The organism is Streptomyces sp. BYX5S, assembly GCF_054724165.1.
Genome location: NZ_CM138829.1, coordinates 4,659,968 through 4,675,357 on the forward strand (window position 1 = coordinate 4,659,968; position 15,390 = coordinate 4,675,357).

Here is a 15,390-nt window from a genome sequence, read left to right on the forward strand (position 1 = left end):
GCCAGGTAGAGGCCGCGGGCCTCGGGCTGACGCGGTCCGGTGGTGAGGTACACGCGCCGGTAGCCGCGCCGGCCCGCCTCCCGCTCCAGTTCGGCGACGACGCGGCGGGCGAGCCCGCGCCGCCGGTGCGCCGAGTGCGTCCAGATGCGCTTCAGCTCGGCGGTCGTCGCGTCGTGGCGGCGGAAGGCGCCGCCCGCGACGGGTTCGCCGTCTTCGAGGATCAGGAGCAGCAGCCCTCCGTGGTCGGGGGTGAACTCCTCGTCCGGGTAGCGGGCGATCTCGGCGTGCGCGTCCTTTCCGTAGCGGGTCGCGTACTCGTGGCCGAGTTCACGCAGCAGCGGCTGGACGCGGGGGTCGGAGACGGGGACGTGAACAACCGTCAGGTCGTGTACATCGGCGCCTGGTTGAGGGGCGACGGACGTCATGCGCCCACCACCGCGGGTGCTTCGCCGCTGTGGCGTCCGGCGCGCTCGGCGTCGCGCTTGGCGACCTCTTCGCGCACGATCGGGATCACGTACCGGCCGAAGTCGATGGCGTCGTCCAGCAGGTCGTAGCCGCGCGCGGAGAGGATGTCGACACCGAGGTCGCAGTAGTCGAGGAGGGCCTGGGCGACGGTTTCGGGCGTGCCGACGAGGGCGTTGGAGTTGCCCGCGCCGCCGGTGGCGGCGGCGGTCGGGGTCCACAGGGCGCGGTCGTAGCGCTCGCCCGCCTCGGCGATGGCGAGGAGGCGCTGCGATCCGGTGTTCTGCGGGGCGCCGCCGCGGTGGTGCCGTACGAGTCCGGCCTCGCGGCGCTCGCGGATGGCGCCGACCGTGCGGTGGGCCTTCTCCCAGGCCAGTTCCTCGGTCGGGGCGATGATGGGCCGGAAGGCGACCTGGATGCGGGGCACGTCGGTGCGGCCCGCCGCCCTGGCCGCGGTCTTCACCGTCTCGATCTGTTCGGCGGTCTTCGCGAGGGGTTCGCCCCAGAGGCAGTAGATGTCGGCCTCGGCACCGCCGGCGGCGTACGCGGCGGGCGACGAGCCGCCGAACGAGACGGCGGGGCGCGGCTGTTGGACGGGGAAGACATCGCTGACGAAGTCGTGGAAGCGGTAGTGCTCGCCCTCGTGGTCGAAGGGCTCGCGGGTGGTCCAGATCTTCTTGACGACGCGGATGTACTCGCGGGTGCGGGCGTAGCGCTCGTCCTTCGTGAGGGTGTCGCCCTCGCGGCCCTGCTCGTGGTCGTTGCCGCCGGTGATGAAGTGGACGGTCAGCCGGCCGTCGCTGATTTGGTCGAGGGTGGCGAACGTCTTGGCGGCGAAGGTCGGGTACGACACGTTGGGGCGGTGGGCGAGCAGGATCTTCAGCCGCTCCAGGTGGCTCGCGAGGTAGGCGGCGGCCGGTGCGGGGTCCGGCGAGCCGGAGCCGTAGGCGAACAGCACCCGGTCCCAGCCGTGCTCCTCGTGGGCGCGGGCGAGCCGGAGCGTGTAGTCCTTGTCGAAGGAGGCGCCGGAGCGGGCGGTGGTTTCGGAGCCGTCGTTGGTGGCGGCGATGCCGAGGAATTCCACGGGCATGAGGTGGCCTTTCGGAGGCGGCGCCGCGCGCACGGAGGCAGGCCGGAACTGCCGTGCACGCAGGCGTGGATGACGGCCCGTCAGGCGGTCGGGCCGATACGTGGGCGACGACGACGGGCGGCGTCAGGAGAGGGGAATGCGATGCGGCGGCAGCGCGCGGGAGACATCAGAGCTCGGCCCACGAACGGGTCACCGAGAGAGAAAAGGGCCGGTCAGAGGGCCCGCTGCCGATTCAGGCGCAACACGCCGCCGACCACACCCGACCGAAGTCGATGTGGTCGCGCGAGACCAAGTGCGGCTGGGCAGTCATGGGACCAATTGACCAGTTCATGCGGGTGTTCGTCAAGTGACGACCGCATACCGGACCTTCACCGGGCGTGCCGGTACGCGGACTTGCCGCTCCTGTCCTGGCAGGGCCGGTCCTGCCGGAGCGCAGGGGAACGTCAGAACGCTCCCCTGGCGTGCGCGAGCAGTTCGCGCAGTGCCGGGTTGTGGGCCCGCTTCCAGACGAGGGCGAGCAGTGCCGGTGTGTCGACGTCGTCGAGGGTGCGGGCGGTGAGCCGGTCGCGGTAGGCCGCGGCCATCGACTCGCTGAGGATGGCCACGCCGAGCCCGCGGTCGGCGAGGGCGGCGATCGAGTCGGCGGCGCTTGCCTCCAGCGCGATGGTGGGGCGCAGGCCCTGCGCTGCGCACGCCCGGTCGAAGACGGCGCGCAGGCCGGTGCCGGGTGGCATGCAGATGACCTGGTGGGCCATCACATCCCGCAGCTCGACGCTCCGTTGCCGCGCCAGGGGGTGATCGGGCCGTACCGCCACGACGAGGCGTTCGTCGATGAGCGTCAGTGCGTCGAGGCCGTCGGGGGTGGAGTGCGCGGCGCCGATGAGGGCGAGGTCGATGTCGCCCGCGCGCACTCCCTCGACGAGCCGGTCCGAGCCGTCCTCCAGCAGCGCAAGCTCGACGCCGGGATGTGCCTCGTGGAACGCGGCGAGGGCGTCGAACAGCGGGGTGATGGTGCAGCCGATGACCATGCCGACGGTGAGCCGCCCCCGGATCAGCTCGGTCACCTCGGCCACGGCCGGCCCGATGGCCGCGGCCGCGGCGAGCGCGGCGCGGGCGTGTTCCAGGGCGGCCTTGCCCGCGACCGTGAGCGTGATGGTGCGGGCCGAGCGGTCGAACAGCTCGGCCCCGAGTTCCCGCTCCAGCCCGCGGATCTGCGCGCTGACACCGGACTGGCTGATGTGCACCCGCTCGGCGGCCCGCGTGAAGTTGCGCTCCTCGGCCACCGCGACGAAGTACTCGAGCTGCCTCATCTCCATGACGCCTCCATGACTCCAGATTCTAGTTTCCAGCAGAACCATCTGTTGGACTTCTGGAGAGGCCGGGCCGAGGCTGGAAAACGAAGCGCAGGAGTACGGCTACAGAGCACACCCACGGGAGGAACCCATGCAGGAGCAGGCGCACGAGAAGGCCATGCGCCCCGAGGACATCACCCGACTCTTCGTCGAGCGCTCGAACGCGGGCGACGCGGCGGGAGTCGCCGCGCTCTACGCCGAGGACGCGGTCCTCGCCTACCCGCCCGGCCAGGTGACCGTGGGGCGGGAGGCGATCCGCGTGCTGTGGGAAAAGGTGCTGGCGGGCCGCCCCCGCTTCGAGCCGGAGCAGCCGCTGCCGACCCTGGTCAACGGCGACATCGCCCTCACCTCGACCCCGCCGAAGGACGGCACCGGGGCCCGCGCCCAGGTCGTGCGCCGCCAGCCCGACGGGAGCTGGCTGCGCATCCTGGACCAGCCCGAGTTCGCGCCGCCCGCCCCGTAGAGACGGGGTGCAGCGTCGGGGTCAGCCCAGCTTGGCCGTCTGCTTCTCGATGACGGCGGTCGGCTGCTCGTACGCCTCGCCGCGGGTGACGGCCGCGATGTTGAACGACGAGAACCCGGCGAGCGTGCCGCCGACGCGTACGACGACGACCTTGGTGTCGGCGGGCGTACCGTCCTGCTTCGTCCCGACGGTCCAGGCGACCGCGTCGTCGCCGACCGCGAGCTTCTCGCTCTTGACCGCGGTGACCTGCTGCTTGTCGCCCTCGACCGTCATGGAGACCAGAGGGAGGCCGTCGTCCTGGTGATGTCGAGCGAGTCGATCGTCGCCTCCTCGGCCTCCTTCTCGGTCATGTCCGCGAGTTCGTCCATCGAGGGCATGCCCTTCTTGGCCTTGGCGGACTCGTGCACGACGAGGCGCTGCACGCTCGTCTCGGGGTCGACCGAGGGCAGCCCCGACAGGACCTGGCCGACGGGGTCGCAGGCCGCCTTGTCGACGGAGACGGTGCCGGCTCCGATGACGTCCTTCTTGCCCGGCTCGGTGATCTTCTGCCCCTTCACATCGCCCTCGGCGAGCGCCGCCTTGCCCAACTGGGCGGCGGTCAGCGCCTTCACCGGCGCCGACGGCGAGGCAGCGGCCTTCGCGTCCGCCCCGTCACCGCCGTCCTGGCCCGCACCGCAGGCGGTGAGGGCGAGCGAGCAGGTGGCGGCGGACACGGCCAGGACGGTACGGCGGGCAGCGGTGGAACGCATGGTGCCTCTCTCGGTGCGGGCCTCCGCGCCGTTCGCGGCACGGAGTTGTCGCACACATGACCAGCAAGATCGTTCAAAGGTTGTACGACCGGTTCAGCGGGCCAGTGCGTCGCTGATCTCCCGCGCGGCGTCCGTGACGTGCGCCGCGAGATCCGCGCGCGCCTGCCCCGCCGCGGTCAGGCGGTGGGTGCGTCCCGCGACGCTGATGGCGCCGACCGTGCGCCCCGAACCGTCGCGGAGCGGGGCGCCGATGGCGGTCCGGTCCGTGACGTGCTCGTCGACGGACGCCGCCCAGCCGCGCCGGCGGATCTCGTACAACTCGGCCGCCAGCGCGGCGCGTTCGGTGAGCGTGCGGTCGGTGAAGGGCGGCAGTTTCCCGGGGACGTCGAGGTCACGGTCGAAGGCGAGCAGCGTCTTGCCCACGGCCGAGGCGTGCAGCGGCAGGTGCTCGCCCAGGCGCAGGACCTGCGTGCTGTCGTCGGGGCGGAAGACGTGGTGGACGACGAGGGCGCGGCCCTCGTGCGGCGTGGCGATCCACACCGATTCCCCGCTGCGGGCCGCGAGGGTGTCGGCGCTGTGCAGCGAGCGGGCGCGCAGCTCGTTGCCGTCGAGGTCGCGGTTGCTCAGGTGGAGCAGGGACGCGCCGATGCGGTACTTGCCGGTGTCCGGGTCGCGGGCCACCAGGCCCGCCGCGACCAGCGTGTCGAGGATCCCGTGCAGGGCTCCCTCGGACAGCCCCATCGCGCGGGCCAGCTCGACCGTCCCGAACTGGCCGGTCCCGGACGCGAGCAGCCGGAGGACCAGCGCCGCCCGCTCCACCGACTGGATCCGCTCTGCCACGCGGGCACGGTAGCCCACCGTTGGTCCGTCCGGCTCCCCGGGCCTACCGTCGAGAACGAGGTTTCACCGACCCCCACCGCGGAGATGAGCGCCCCATGTCGAAGATCCTTTTCGTACTGACCGGCTCCGACCACTGGACTCTGGCCGACGGGACCCGGCACCCCACCGGGTTCTGGGCGGAGGAGGCCATCGCCCCCTACGACGTCCTCAAGGGGGCGGGCCACGAGATCGTCGTGGCGACGCCGGGCGGTGTCGTCCCCACCGTCGACCAGGGCAGTCTGGCGCCCGAGTTCAACGACGGCCAGGAGAACGCCGACCGGATGGCCGCCGCCGTGGCCGAGAACGCGGAGCTGCACTCCCCGATCAAGCTGGAGGAGGTGGACCTGGACGACTACGCCGCCGTCTTCTACCCCGGCGGTCACGGCCCGATGGAGGACCTCGCCGTCAACGCCGACTCCGGCAGGCTCCTCACCCGCGCCCTGGAGTCCGGCAAGCCGCTCGGCGTCGTCTGCCACGGCCCGGCCGCGATGCTGGCCGCCACGAAGCCCGACGGTGGCAACGCCTTCGCGGGGTACGAGGTCGCCGCGTTCACCAACGACGAGGAGGCGCAGGCCGGTTTCGCCGACAAGGCGCGGTGGCTGCTCCAGGACCGGCTCACCGAGGCCGGGATCAACGTGCGGGTCGGTGCGCCGTGGGCGCCGCACGTGGTCGTCGACCGCAACCTGGTGACCGGCCAGAACCCGGCCTCGTCCGGTCCGCTCGCCGAGCGGCTCCTCGAACGGCTCGGCTAGGGCCTGTCGGACCGGACCGCGGGCTCAGGACTCAGCTCCCGAACACCGCCGGGTCGGGGCCCACGCGCTCGCCGGTCTCCAGGCCGGCGAGCGCGGCCATGTCGTCGGCGTCCAGCTCGAAGTCGAAGACGGCGATGTTCTCGCGGATCCGGGCCGGGGTCACCGACTTCGGGATGACGACGTTGCCGAGCTGGAGGTGCCAGCGCAGCACGATCTGCGCGGGGCTGCGGTCGTGCTTGCGGGCGAGGCCGGTGACGGTCGCGTCGTCGAGGACGCCGTTGCCGCGGCCCAGCGGTGACCAGGCCTCGGTCGCGATGCCGTGCTCGGCGCCGTACGCGCGCAGGGTGTCCTGCGAAAGACGCGGGTGCAGCTCGATCTGGTTGAGCGCGGGGACCGTGGAGGTCTCGGCGGCGAGCCGGTCCAGGTGCTCGGGGAGGAAGTTGGAGACTCCGATGGCGCGGGCCCGGCCGTCGGCGAGGATCTCCTCCAGGGCCCGCCACGTCTCGACGTACTTGTCGAGGGCCGGTACGGGCCAGTGGATGAGGTAGAGGTCCACGTAGTCCATGCCGAGCCGGTCCAGGGACGCGTCGAAGGCGCGCAGCGCGGCGTCCCGGCCCTGCTCGGTGTTCCACAGCTTGGTGGTGACGAAGACGTCCTCGCGGGCCAGCCCCGAGTCGGCGACGGCCCGGCCGGTGCCCTTCTCGTTCTCGTACAGGGCGGCGGTGTCGATGCTGCGGTAGCCGCTCTCCAGGGCGGCCGTGACCGCGGCGTGCGCCTCGTCGTCGGGTACCTGGAAGACGCCGAAACCGAGCTGCGGCATGGTGACGCCGTTGTTGAGGGTGACCTCGGGGGTGGTGCTCATGACTCGTGTGTCCTTACGTGGTGCGTCAAGACGTGTGTCACGTCCAAACCTACGGGGTGCGCCGGGCGCCACCACCCCGGGCGGACTAGCGCAACCCGGCCGCCGCTTCGCGCAGTTCGTCGAGGGCGGTCAGGACGAGGGGGGCCAGTTCGCCGGGGTCGGCGTCGCGGTCGGGGGCGGCCCAGGTGGCGAAGCCGAGCTTGAAGGCGAGAACGCCGAGTTCCGCGGCCACCTGGGCCGTGGCCGGTGGGACGTCGCGTCGCCGGAGCGCGTCGACCATCGCCGCGGCGAGGCCGACGCTCTTGAGGGCGTTGCGTTCCTGGAGTTCCTGGTTGGCCTCGATCGCGGCGTGCAGCAGCGGGCTGAGCTCGCGGTTGAACGAGGTCATCTCGCCCGACGCCCGCTCCAGACCTGCCGCGACGGCCGCCACCGGGCTCGCGTCGGCGGGAGCGCTCTCGATGCCCTCGGCGAGGAGCCGGCTGAGGGTCTTCTGCCCCGCCGTGAGGATCTCCCGCTTGTCGGCGAAGTGCCGGTGGAACGTGCTGCGCGTCAGCCCGGCGCGCTCGGCGATCTGGGCGACCGTCGTGTTGTCGTACCCCTGCTCCGCGAACAGCCGCAGCGCCTCCACGACCAGGCGCTGCCGGGCATCCGGCTTCCATCTCGGCATACGCCCATCCTAAGTGATGCGACACCTGTCGCATCAGGGGGTGTACGGTGATGCGACAGCTGTCGCATCACTTCACTCACACCCTGGAGTTCGCCATGCGCGTCTTCGTCACCGGCGGCACCGGCCTGGTCGGCTCGGCCGTCGTCGCCGAACTACTCTCCGCGGGCCACTCGGTCACCGCCCTCGCCCGCTCCGACGCCTCCGCGCAGAGCGCCACAGCCGCCGGCGCGGACGTGGTCCGCGGTGGTCTCGCCGACCTCGACGTGCTGCGCGACGCCGCCCGCGCGTCGGACGGCGTCGTCCATCTCGCCTTCAGCAACGACTTCAGCTCCCCCGAAGCGCTCGCGCGCGGGATCGCCGAGGAGGGGGCGGCACTGAGCGCGCTCGGCGAGGTCCTCGTCGGCACGGACCGGCCGCTCGTCACCGTCTCGGGCACGCCCTGGGTGCCGGGACGGGCCTCCACCGAGGAGGACCCGCTGCCCACGGACGGGCCGGTCGGCGGGCGCGGCGTGACCGTGAACCGCGCCCTGGAACTCGCCTCGCGCGGCGTACGCGCCTCGGCCGTCCGCCTGCCCCGCACCGTCCACAACGAGGGCACCGGCGGCTTCGCCGGACTCCTCACCGACATCGCCCGCCGCACGGGCGTCTCCGGCTTCCCCGGCGACGGCGCCCAGCGCTGGCCCGCCGTCCACGCCCTGGACGCCGCCGTCCTGTTCCGTCTCGCCCTGGAGAAGGCGCCCGCCGGGACGGCCTGGCACGCCGTCGCCGACGAGGGCGACGCCGTTCGGGACATCGCCGCGGTCATCGGCCGCCGTCTCGGCCTCCCCACCTCATCCGTACCGGAGGAGGACTTCGGCCCGCTCGGCCCGGTCTTCGCGACGGACCAGCCGTCGAGCAGCGCCCACACCCGCGCCACGCTCGGCTGGCAGCCGACCCGTCCGAGTCTGCTGGAGGACCTGGAGAGGGTTCAGCCGTGAGGCGTCCGCGCCGACAGCCCCGTTGAGTCTCCCGCTCCCCACCCGCCCCTCAACGCCCGGGTATCAGTACCGGTTTCACCACCTCCCCCGCCCGTTGCTCCGCGACCGCGCGGTCGAAGTCGGCCAGGGGGTACGTCGCCACCAGCGCGTCGAGGGGCAGGACGCCCTTCTCGTGGCGGGTCAGCAGTTCGGGGATCAGGAGGGCGGGTTGCGCGTCGCCCTCGACGCAGCCCCGCAGGTTCAGGCCGCGCAGCATCAGGTCGCGGACGTCGATGCCGGCCGTGGCGGGACCGAGGCCCACCACCGCGAGCGTGCCGCGCGGTTCGAGCAGGGCGAGGGCCCGGGTCAGCAGGTCCGGGCGGCCCGTGGTGTCCAGGGCGTGGGTCACCGTGGGCATCGGGTCGTCGAGCGAGGGGACCGCGTGCGCGCCGAAGCGGATCGCCAGGGCGCGGCGCGCGGCGACCGGTTCCGCCACGACCACGTCGACGCCTTCGGACAGCGCCGTCAGCATGGCCGCGCTGCCGACCGCGCCGCCGCCGATCACGAGGAGCCGGTCGCCGGGGCCCGGTCGCAGGACGTTGAGGACGGCGCCCGCCCCGGTGAGGAATCCGCAGCCCAGCGGGGCGGCCACCGCGGGCGGCGCGTCGCCGACCGGGACGCAGGAGCGGGCGTCGGCCAGCGCGGTCGTGGCGAACGAGGACTGCCCGAAGAAGGCGCCGAACACCGGGGTCCCGCCGACCCGGATCGTCGGCGTCCCGTCGGGGCGGCGGCCCGCGTTGTTCAGCGGTGTCGCCAGGGCGCAGTACGCCGGGTGGCCGGAGCGGCACTGGCCGCAGCGGCCGCAGGACGCGAAGGAGATCACGACCCGGTCCCCCACGGCGAGGGTGTCGACCTCCGGTCCGAGCCGCTCGACGACGCCGCAGCCCTCGTGGCCGAGCACCGCCGGGCGGTCGCCGAGCGCCCTGCGCGTGACGAGGTCCGTGTGGCACACGCCGACCGCCTCGATCCGCACCGCCACCTCGTGCGGCCGCGGATCGTCCAGCTCGGCCTCGACCAGGTCGACGGGCCCGGAGCCCCGGGAGAGCAGCACCGAGGCCTTCATCGGCGCCCCGGAGCCCGGCGATCCGCGGCCTCGGCGTCCGGTGTCTCGGCGTCCGGCGCCTCGCGTTCCAGGCCGAAGTAGAAGTGCCGCCCCTGCGCGAGCACCACGTCCGGCTTGCCGTTCATCACGCCCATGAGCGTGTTCTCGTCGACCCGCTTGAAGTGGTCGAACACCGGCATCCCGTCGTAGACCATCGTGGCGGTCACCTCGCCCCGGAACTCGACGTTCCAGAGGCTGGCCTCGCCGCGCCCCGCCGTGGTGTCGGAGTAGAGGCCGCCGTCCTCGGCGCGGCAGATCAGTGGCTTGGCGTCGTCGAGGGCGTCGAACCGCTTGCCGTGCCAGCTGCTGGCGGCCAGCACCTTCTCGATGGGGTGGCCGGTGAGGAAGGCGAAACCGCTCCAGGAGCCGAGGAGCGACGCCGCGTCGACGGGCTCCAGTTCCGCCCACAGGGCGTCGAGTGCGGCCGGGTCCAGCGGGCCCTGCGCCGCGCGCAGCTCCGCCCAGCGTTCACGCACCTCGTTCACCGCGCCGCTCACCTCTCCGCTCACCTCGCTGCTCATCGCACTCCCAGCTTGCGCATCAGGGCCAGTTGGCCGTTCGTACGGCGGATGAAGGTCTTCACCGCGTTCTCCTCCAGCTTCGTCGGGCCGAGCGGCAGGAAGCGCTGCGTGGCCTGCGTCTGGCTCTCGGTGTACTTGCGGATGCCCTCGGCGCCGTGCCGCCTGCCGAGTCCGCTCTCGCCCATGCCGCCCATCCCGGCCTCCATGCTGCCCGCGGCGGCCGCGGCGCCGTCGTTGATGTTGACCGAGCCGGCGCGGACGCGGCTCGCGAGGCGGGCGGCGGTGCGGGTGTCCTTGGACCAGATCGACGCCGAGAGGCCGTAGCCGCCCTCGTTGGCGAGGGCCACCGCCTCGTCGTCCGACGCGTACGGGTAGAGCGAGACGACCGGGCCGAAGGTCTCCTCGGCGCACACCGGCATCTCCCGGGTGACGCCTTCGAGGACCGTGGGCTCGTAGAAGAGCGGGCCGATGTCGGGGCGCGCCCTGCCGCCCGCGAGGACGGTCGCCCCCTTGGCCACCGCGTCGTCGACGTGGGCGCCCACCGCCGCCAGCTGGGCCTCGGACGTGAGGGAACCGATGTCGGCGGTGTAGTCGTAGGGCCGGCCGAGGCGCAACGCCGCGGTGGCGCGGACCAGTTCGTCGCGGAAGGCGGCGTAGACGTTCTCGTGGACGTAGACGCGCTCGATGTGGATGCACATCTGTCCGGTATTGGCGAAGGCCGCCGTCACCGTCCCGGCCGCCGCGGCGGCGATGTCGGCGTCCGCGCGCACGATCAGCGGGTTCTTGCCGCCGAGTTCGAGGGAGGCGCCGATGAGGCGGCGGGCTGCGCGTTCCCCGACGGCGCGGCCGGTGGCGGTGGAACCGGTGAAGCCGATGTAGTCGACGGCGTCGATGAGGGCGGTACCGACCACGGAGCCGGGGCCGGTCACGATCTGCCACAGGTCGGTCGGCAGCCCGGCCTCCGCCATGAGGGCGCGCGTCCACAGCAGGGTCAGCGCGGTCTGCGAATCCGCCTTGGACACCACGGCGTTGCCCGCCATGAGGGCGGGCAGGACATCGCCGACGCCGAGGTAGAGGGGGTAGTTCCAGGGGGAGATGATGCCGATCACGCCCTTCGGCACCCGCACCTCCCTGACCCTCGTCGCGCCCGGCACCATGCCGCGTGCGCGGTGCGGGGCGAGGTAGTGCCGGGAGCGGCGCGCGTAGTGGCGGGCGATCGTCGCGACCTGCGCCACCTCCATCCAGGCGTGATAGCGGGCCTTGCCGGTCTCCCACTGGATGAGGTCGAGCGCCTCGCTCTGCCGTGCCAGCAGCAGGTCGTGGAAGGCGAGGAGGACGTCGCCGCGGCGCTTCAGCGGCGTCCCCGCCCACTGCGCCTGGGCGGCACGGGCTCCGGAAACCGCCTCCGCCACGTCGTCCGGCGTGCACGTCGGCACGGTCGCGGTCGGCGACAGGTCGAAGGGGGCCACCGCGGACAGCGGCGCGGGCGACTCGCCCTCGGCGCGTTTCGCGTCCCGGCGCACCCACCCGCACCAGCGCGCGGTCAACTCCTGTGTCACCCACGCCGGTCGGGCCTGCTCCGTGGTCATGCGGGCTCCTCGCTCGTACGGGACCGGACCGCGTCCGCGGCCGGTTCGCATCGGTCACATCGACACCGTGACGACACTCTCGTCGACTCTCTTGTCGATGACTGCGCGCCTCGCTATGTTAATCGGAAATCACATCCTGGAACAAGATTTGAAGCGCGGCTGCAACCCCAACACCTTGCACTTCCGGGCTTGTTGAACCGCCAGGACTACCAGGAAAGCGAGTAAGTCAATGACTAATCTGAGCCGCAGAAACGTCCTGTCGCTCGGCGCCGCGCTGGGACTCGTGGGCTCGACGGGCACGGCGACCAGCGCGTGGGCGTGGTCGCCCACCGGCTCGGTCGCCGGCGCCGGCGCGGGCACCGACCCGGAGTACGTGTGGGACGACGCGATCGACCCGCTGATGGCGAAGGTCATCACCAGCGGCCAGGTCCCGGCGGTCAACAAGGCGTTCGAGTCGTGGGTGAACAACAACGACCCGCTGCCGAGCGGCATGCCGACCGAGGTCGCCACGTACCTGCGCGGGGTCAACAAGCTGCCCGACTGGGCGGACATGACCAAGCTGGCCCGTGCCGCCGACTTCAACCGGCGCAAGGACACCTACCTCTTCATGCTCTACGGCCTCGGCAGCGGGATCATGAGCACCGTGATCCCGCGGGAGGCGAAGAGCGTCTACTGGTCGGCGGGCGGCGCCGACATGCAGGACCGCGCGGCGAAGACCTTTACGTTCGGCTACGACCTGGCGCAGCTCAAGGGCTTCGAGCCCGAGGGCCAGTTCATCGTCACGGCCAACAAGACCCGCATGGTGCACGCCGCGGTGCGGCACATGCTGCCGCAGTCCCCGCACTGGTCGGCGGTGTCGGACCAGAAGATCCCGATCAGCAACGCCGACATCCTCGTCACCTTCCACAGCCTCGGCACGTTCGTGCGCAGGAAGCTGCTCGACTGGAAGGTCCCGTTCTCGGCGCAGGACCAGGACGCCTTCCTGCACAGCTGGCAGGTCGCCCTGCACCTGCTCGGCGTGCACGACGAGTACATCCCCAAGACGTGGGACGAGGCGGACAAGCAGTCCGCGCAGGTGCTCACGCCGATCCTCTCCCCCACCACCGAGGGCATCGCGCTGGCCGAGGACCTCCTCGGGCTGACCGCACAGATCGACCTCGGTGTCACGCGCGGGTTCCTCAACGAATTCGTGCGCTACGTCCTCAGCAACGAGATCGGCGACTGGCTGGGGCTCAAGCGCGACTACGCGGCGGCCGCCCTGATCCGCACCGTGTGGCCGGCCTTCATCCTGTTCCGTGAGGGCCTGAACCCGGTCGCGCCCGGCTCCTTCTACATGTTCGACCAGTTCATCCGCGCGCTGGCGATGGCGTTCCTGAACAAGGGCGCCTCGGGGCAGACCACGCCGATCGTGATCCCGACGCACAACCGGCAGGACTGACACACCACGGTGAGAAGGCGCTGGGGCTCACCGCTCAGAGCCCCAGCGCCGTCACCACCAGACCGGCCACGGTGGCGCGCTGCTCGGCGCCGTCCCGCCACCGCATGCTCCGCCCGGCCTCGACGACGACACCGAACCCGGCGTGCACGAGGACACGCGCCTGCCGCGGGTCCAGCTCGGGGCGGGCCAGCCTCAACTGCTGTTCCCATACGGCGATGTGCTCGCGCTGCGCCAGCACCAGCGGGCGCTGCAACTCGGCCGGCAGGCCCACGAACTCGGCCTCGGCGACGCTCGTGAGCTCGGTGTGCTCGAAGCTGTACGCGACGTACGTGGCGGCGAGCGCCGCCACCGCCTCGTGCGGGTCGGTGACCTCGCGCAGGTTCTGGTCGACGGCCTGTGCCAGCAGTCCCGCCGCCTGGAGACAGGCCGCGGCGAGGATGTCGACCTTGCCCGGGTAGTGCCGGTAGAGCGCGGACGGGGCGAGCCCCACGGCCTCGGCGATCTGGCCGTTCGTGACGTTGGCGAAGCCGTCGCGGGCGAACAGCGGGACGGCGGCCGCGAGGATCTCCGCGCGCCGCGAGCGCGCCACCGGGAGCGCGGGGAGCTCGACGGGGCGCCCGCTTCCTCCGGCGTTCGGTGCGGCCCTGTCCGGGCCGTCCGCGATGACGCGCAGCGCGCACGTCAACAGCAGCTCCTCGACGCGGCGTTGGGCGATGGACGTGCGGTGCATCGTGATGGAGCCGATCGCGCCGAGCGCCGCCACGACCCGCAACTCCTCACCACCGGCCGGGTGTTCGCGGCGGACCGACTCCGTCACCCGGCCGACGACGCGCGCGAACTTGCCGCGCAGCAGTCCCCGGTCCTCCCGGTTGAGGTAGCGGGCCTCCCACCGGTACACGCCGCCCTCCGCGCGCCGCTTGACGGTGATCCGGACGAGGGCGGAGAGCACCTCGGCCGTGTCCGCCTCGGGCGGCAGTTCGTCGAGGAGGGCGACGAGCCCGTCCACCATGGCGTGCGCGCACTCGGAGAACAGCGCGTACTTGTTGGGGAAGTGCCGGTACAGGGCCGCCGCGGTGATGCCGACGGCCGCGGCGATGTCCTCCATGGACGCCGCGTGGTAGCCGCGCTCACTGAACAGCCGGCCCGCGGCCTCGACGATGAGCTGCCTGCGGTTGCGGGGGCGGGTGGCCGCCATCGGCTCCGTGGTCATGAACGGGCCGACGGGAGCGGGGACACGGACGCGGACGGGGCCATGCGGCCCAGTCAATCACAAGCCCCGCCGCGGGCTTCCGCGTTGTCCGGCTCAGCCCGCCTGCTGCTGACGGGCCAGCTCCTCGTAGAGCTCGTGGAGGTCGTGGCCGTCGGCGTCGGCGCCCTGGGCCCGGGAGGTGCGGGCGAACATGGCCTGCTCGAACACGCTCAGCGCGGCCTCGGTGTCGTCGGGGTGCTCGGCCAGGACCCTGCCGAGTTCGGCGCCGTCGAGCATCGCGAGGTTGGCGCCCTCGCCGTTCGGCGGCGCGAGGTGGGCGGCGTCGCCCAGCAGGGTGACCCCCGGGACACGGTCCCAGCGGTGGTCGGCCGGCAGTGTGTGCAGGCGGCGCAGGGTCGGCGTGCCGTCGGCCTCGCCGATCAGCGCGGTCAGCTCCGGCGCCCAGTCCCGGTACTCGTGGGCGATCCGAGCGGTGGCCCTGGCTGCGTCGGTGAAGTCGACGGCGTCGAACCACTCCTGCGGCTCGTCGAGATTCACGTAGGCGTGCAGGGTGCCACCCCGCTCGCGGTGGGCGAAGAGTTCCCGGCCCGGCTTGAGCGAGATCATCATTCCGGCGCCGACCGCCTTCGCCGTGGCCGGGTGCCGCTGGTCGGCGTCGTACAGGTAGGTCTCGACGACCGACGTGCCGGTGTACTCGGGCACGGCCGGGGAGAGCAGCGGGCGGACCCGGGACCAGGCGCCGTCCGCGCCGACCAGCAGGTCCGCGACGACGTGGCGGCCGTGCGCGAACATCACCTCGTGGCGGCCCCCGCCGACGGCGCGGACGCCGGTGACCTTGTGCCCCCACCGGACGGCGCCGGCCGGGAGGGAGTCGAGGAGGATCTGCCGCAGCTCGCCGCGGTAGACCTCGGGGCGGCCGCCCGTGCCGTCGTCGTCCTTCTCGAACAGCAGGGTGCCGTCCGGGGCGAGCACCCGCACGGCCTCGTGCCCCGCCAGGACGAGCCCGCGGAAGGCGTCCGTCAGACCCGCCGCCTCGACGGCGAGTTGGCCGCTGTCGTCGTGGATGTCGAGCAGTCCGCCCTGGGCGCGTGCGCTCGGCGAGGTCTCCGCCTCGTACACGGTGGCCGGTATGCCGTGGAGGTGCAGGACGCGGGCGAGGGTGAGGCCGCCGAGACCGGCGCCGATGATCGTGACGTGCTTGTCGTGCGTGGCCATGGGTGGGGCCCTCCTGATCGTGC

Annotated in this window: 16 protein-coding genes and 1 pseudogene; 4 read left to right on the plus strand and 13 right to left on the minus strand. The window is 72.6% G+C overall.

All coding sequences use genetic code 11. The annotated features are described in order from the left end of the window. Positions 1-41 precede the first annotated feature (41 nt). The 3 genes and pseudogenes from ACYBSK_RS21280 to ACYBSK_RS21290 form a co-directional block, all read right to left on the minus strand. A pseudogene (locus tag ACYBSK_RS21280) lies at positions 42-425 on the minus strand (GNAT family N-acetyltransferase); the annotation flags it as partial. Next, a complete protein-coding gene (locus ACYBSK_RS21285; RefSeq protein ID WP_460242891.1) occupies positions 422-1,552 on the minus strand; it encodes an LLM class flavin-dependent oxidoreductase in 1,131 nt (376 codons plus the stop codon). The gene ACYBSK_RS21285 and the pseudogene ACYBSK_RS21280, both read right to left, overlap by 4 nt. A gap of 443 nt (positions 1,553-1,995) precedes the next feature. Next, complete coding sequence (locus tag ACYBSK_RS21290) at positions 1,996-2,868, minus strand: LysR family transcriptional regulator (protein ID WP_460242892.1); 873 nt, start codon at positions 2,866-2,868, stop codon at positions 1,996-1,998. Between the two features lie 127 nt (positions 2,869-2,995). Between ACYBSK_RS21290 and ACYBSK_RS21295 the strand changes: the two genes are divergently transcribed. Continuing rightward, entirely contained in the window at positions 2,996-3,367 is a 372-nt protein-coding gene (locus ACYBSK_RS21295) for a YybH family protein (protein WP_460242893.1), read from the plus strand. A 21-nt stretch (positions 3,368-3,388) separates the two neighbouring features. Here ACYBSK_RS21295 and ACYBSK_RS21300 read toward each other — a convergent pair whose 3' ends face one another. The 3 genes from ACYBSK_RS21300 to ACYBSK_RS21310 all read right to left on the minus strand — a co-directional run bounded on the left by ACYBSK_RS21300 (position 3,389) and on the right by ACYBSK_RS21310 (position 4,956). Beyond that, positions 3,389-3,640 carry a hypothetical protein gene (locus tag ACYBSK_RS21300; protein WP_460242894.1) on the minus strand — a complete coding sequence of 84 codons (252 nt, stop codon included), beginning with the start codon at positions 3,638-3,640 and terminating at the stop codon, positions 3,389-3,391. Continuing rightward, positions 3,637-4,116, minus strand: a complete 480-nt coding sequence (locus ACYBSK_RS21305; protein WP_460242895.1) for a hypothetical protein — start codon at positions 4,114-4,116, stop codon at positions 3,637-3,639. The genes ACYBSK_RS21300 and ACYBSK_RS21305 overlap by 4 nt, the downstream gene beginning before the upstream one ends. A 93-nt stretch (positions 4,117-4,209) precedes the next feature. Beyond that, complete coding sequence (locus tag ACYBSK_RS21310) at positions 4,210-4,956, minus strand: IclR family transcriptional regulator (RefSeq protein WP_457478776.1); 747 nt, start codon at positions 4,954-4,956, stop codon at positions 4,210-4,212. Between the two features lie 95 nt (positions 4,957-5,051). On the opposite strand from ACYBSK_RS21310, the gene ACYBSK_RS21315 reads away from it, so the two are divergent. After that, positions 5,052-5,747 (plus strand): type 1 glutamine amidotransferase domain-containing protein, encoded by a 696-nt coding sequence (locus ACYBSK_RS21315; RefSeq protein WP_460242896.1) that lies wholly within the window; start codon positions 5,052-5,054, stop codon positions 5,745-5,747. A gap of 31 nt (positions 5,748-5,778) precedes the next feature. On the opposite strand, the gene ACYBSK_RS21320 is transcribed toward ACYBSK_RS21315, so the two are convergent. Together ACYBSK_RS21320 and ACYBSK_RS21325 are read right to left on the minus strand one after the other, a co-directional pair. After that, on the minus strand, positions 5,779-6,609 hold the full coding sequence (locus ACYBSK_RS21320; protein WP_460242897.1) for an aldo/keto reductase: 831 nt from the start codon (positions 6,607-6,609) through the stop codon (positions 5,779-5,781). A gap of 85 nt (positions 6,610-6,694) precedes the next feature. After that, positions 6,695-7,276: a TetR/AcrR family transcriptional regulator gene (locus ACYBSK_RS21325; RefSeq protein ID WP_460242898.1), complete on the minus strand. Its 582-nt coding sequence runs from the start codon at positions 7,274-7,276 to the stop codon at positions 6,695-6,697. Between the two features lie 95 nt (positions 7,277-7,371). Between ACYBSK_RS21325 and ACYBSK_RS21330 the strand changes: the two genes are divergently transcribed. Continuing rightward, complete coding sequence (locus tag ACYBSK_RS21330; RefSeq protein WP_460247072.1) at positions 7,372-8,253, plus strand: SDR family oxidoreductase; 882 nt, start codon at positions 7,372-7,374, stop codon at positions 8,251-8,253. A gap of 49 nt (positions 8,254-8,302) precedes the next feature. On the opposite strand, the gene ACYBSK_RS21335 is transcribed toward ACYBSK_RS21330, so the two are convergent. From ACYBSK_RS21335 to ACYBSK_RS21345, 3 genes are read right to left on the minus strand one after another with little or no spacing between them, the layout of a single operon-like run. Next, positions 8,303-9,355, minus strand: coding sequence for an NAD(P)-dependent alcohol dehydrogenase (locus ACYBSK_RS21335; RefSeq protein ID WP_460242899.1), 1,053 nt, complete (start codon positions 9,353-9,355; stop codon positions 8,303-8,305). After that, a complete protein-coding gene (locus ACYBSK_RS21340; protein ID WP_460242900.1) occupies positions 9,352-9,915 on the minus strand; it encodes a DUF4334 domain-containing protein in 564 nt (187 codons plus the stop codon). Before ACYBSK_RS21340 ends, ACYBSK_RS21335 begins: the two co-directional genes overlap by 4 nt. Beyond that, positions 9,912-11,504: a succinic semialdehyde dehydrogenase gene (locus tag ACYBSK_RS21345; protein ID WP_460242901.1), complete on the minus strand. Its 1,593-nt coding sequence runs from the start codon at positions 11,502-11,504 to the stop codon at positions 9,912-9,914. The genes ACYBSK_RS21340 and ACYBSK_RS21345 overlap by 4 nt, the downstream gene beginning before the upstream one ends. Positions 11,505-11,733: 229 nt before the next feature. Here ACYBSK_RS21345 and ACYBSK_RS21350 point away from each other — a divergent pair, with 229 nt between their 5' ends. Then, complete coding sequence (locus ACYBSK_RS21350; RefSeq protein WP_460242902.1) at positions 11,734-12,942, plus strand: oxygenase MpaB family protein; 1,209 nt, start codon at positions 11,734-11,736, stop codon at positions 12,940-12,942. Positions 12,943-12,976: 34 nt separating this feature from the next. Here the strand turns inward: ACYBSK_RS21350 and ACYBSK_RS21355 are convergent, their stop codons facing one another. Both ACYBSK_RS21355 and ACYBSK_RS21360 read right to left on the minus strand, forming a co-directional pair. Beyond that, positions 12,977-14,152 (minus strand): TetR/AcrR family transcriptional regulator, encoded by a 1,176-nt coding sequence (locus ACYBSK_RS21355; protein WP_460242903.1) that lies wholly within the window; start codon positions 14,150-14,152, stop codon positions 12,977-12,979. Between the two features lie 93 nt (positions 14,153-14,245). After that, entirely contained in the window at positions 14,246-15,367 is a 1,122-nt protein-coding gene (locus ACYBSK_RS21360) for an FAD-dependent oxidoreductase (protein ID WP_460242904.1), read from the minus strand. Between the last annotated feature and the right edge of the window lie 23 nt (positions 15,368-15,390).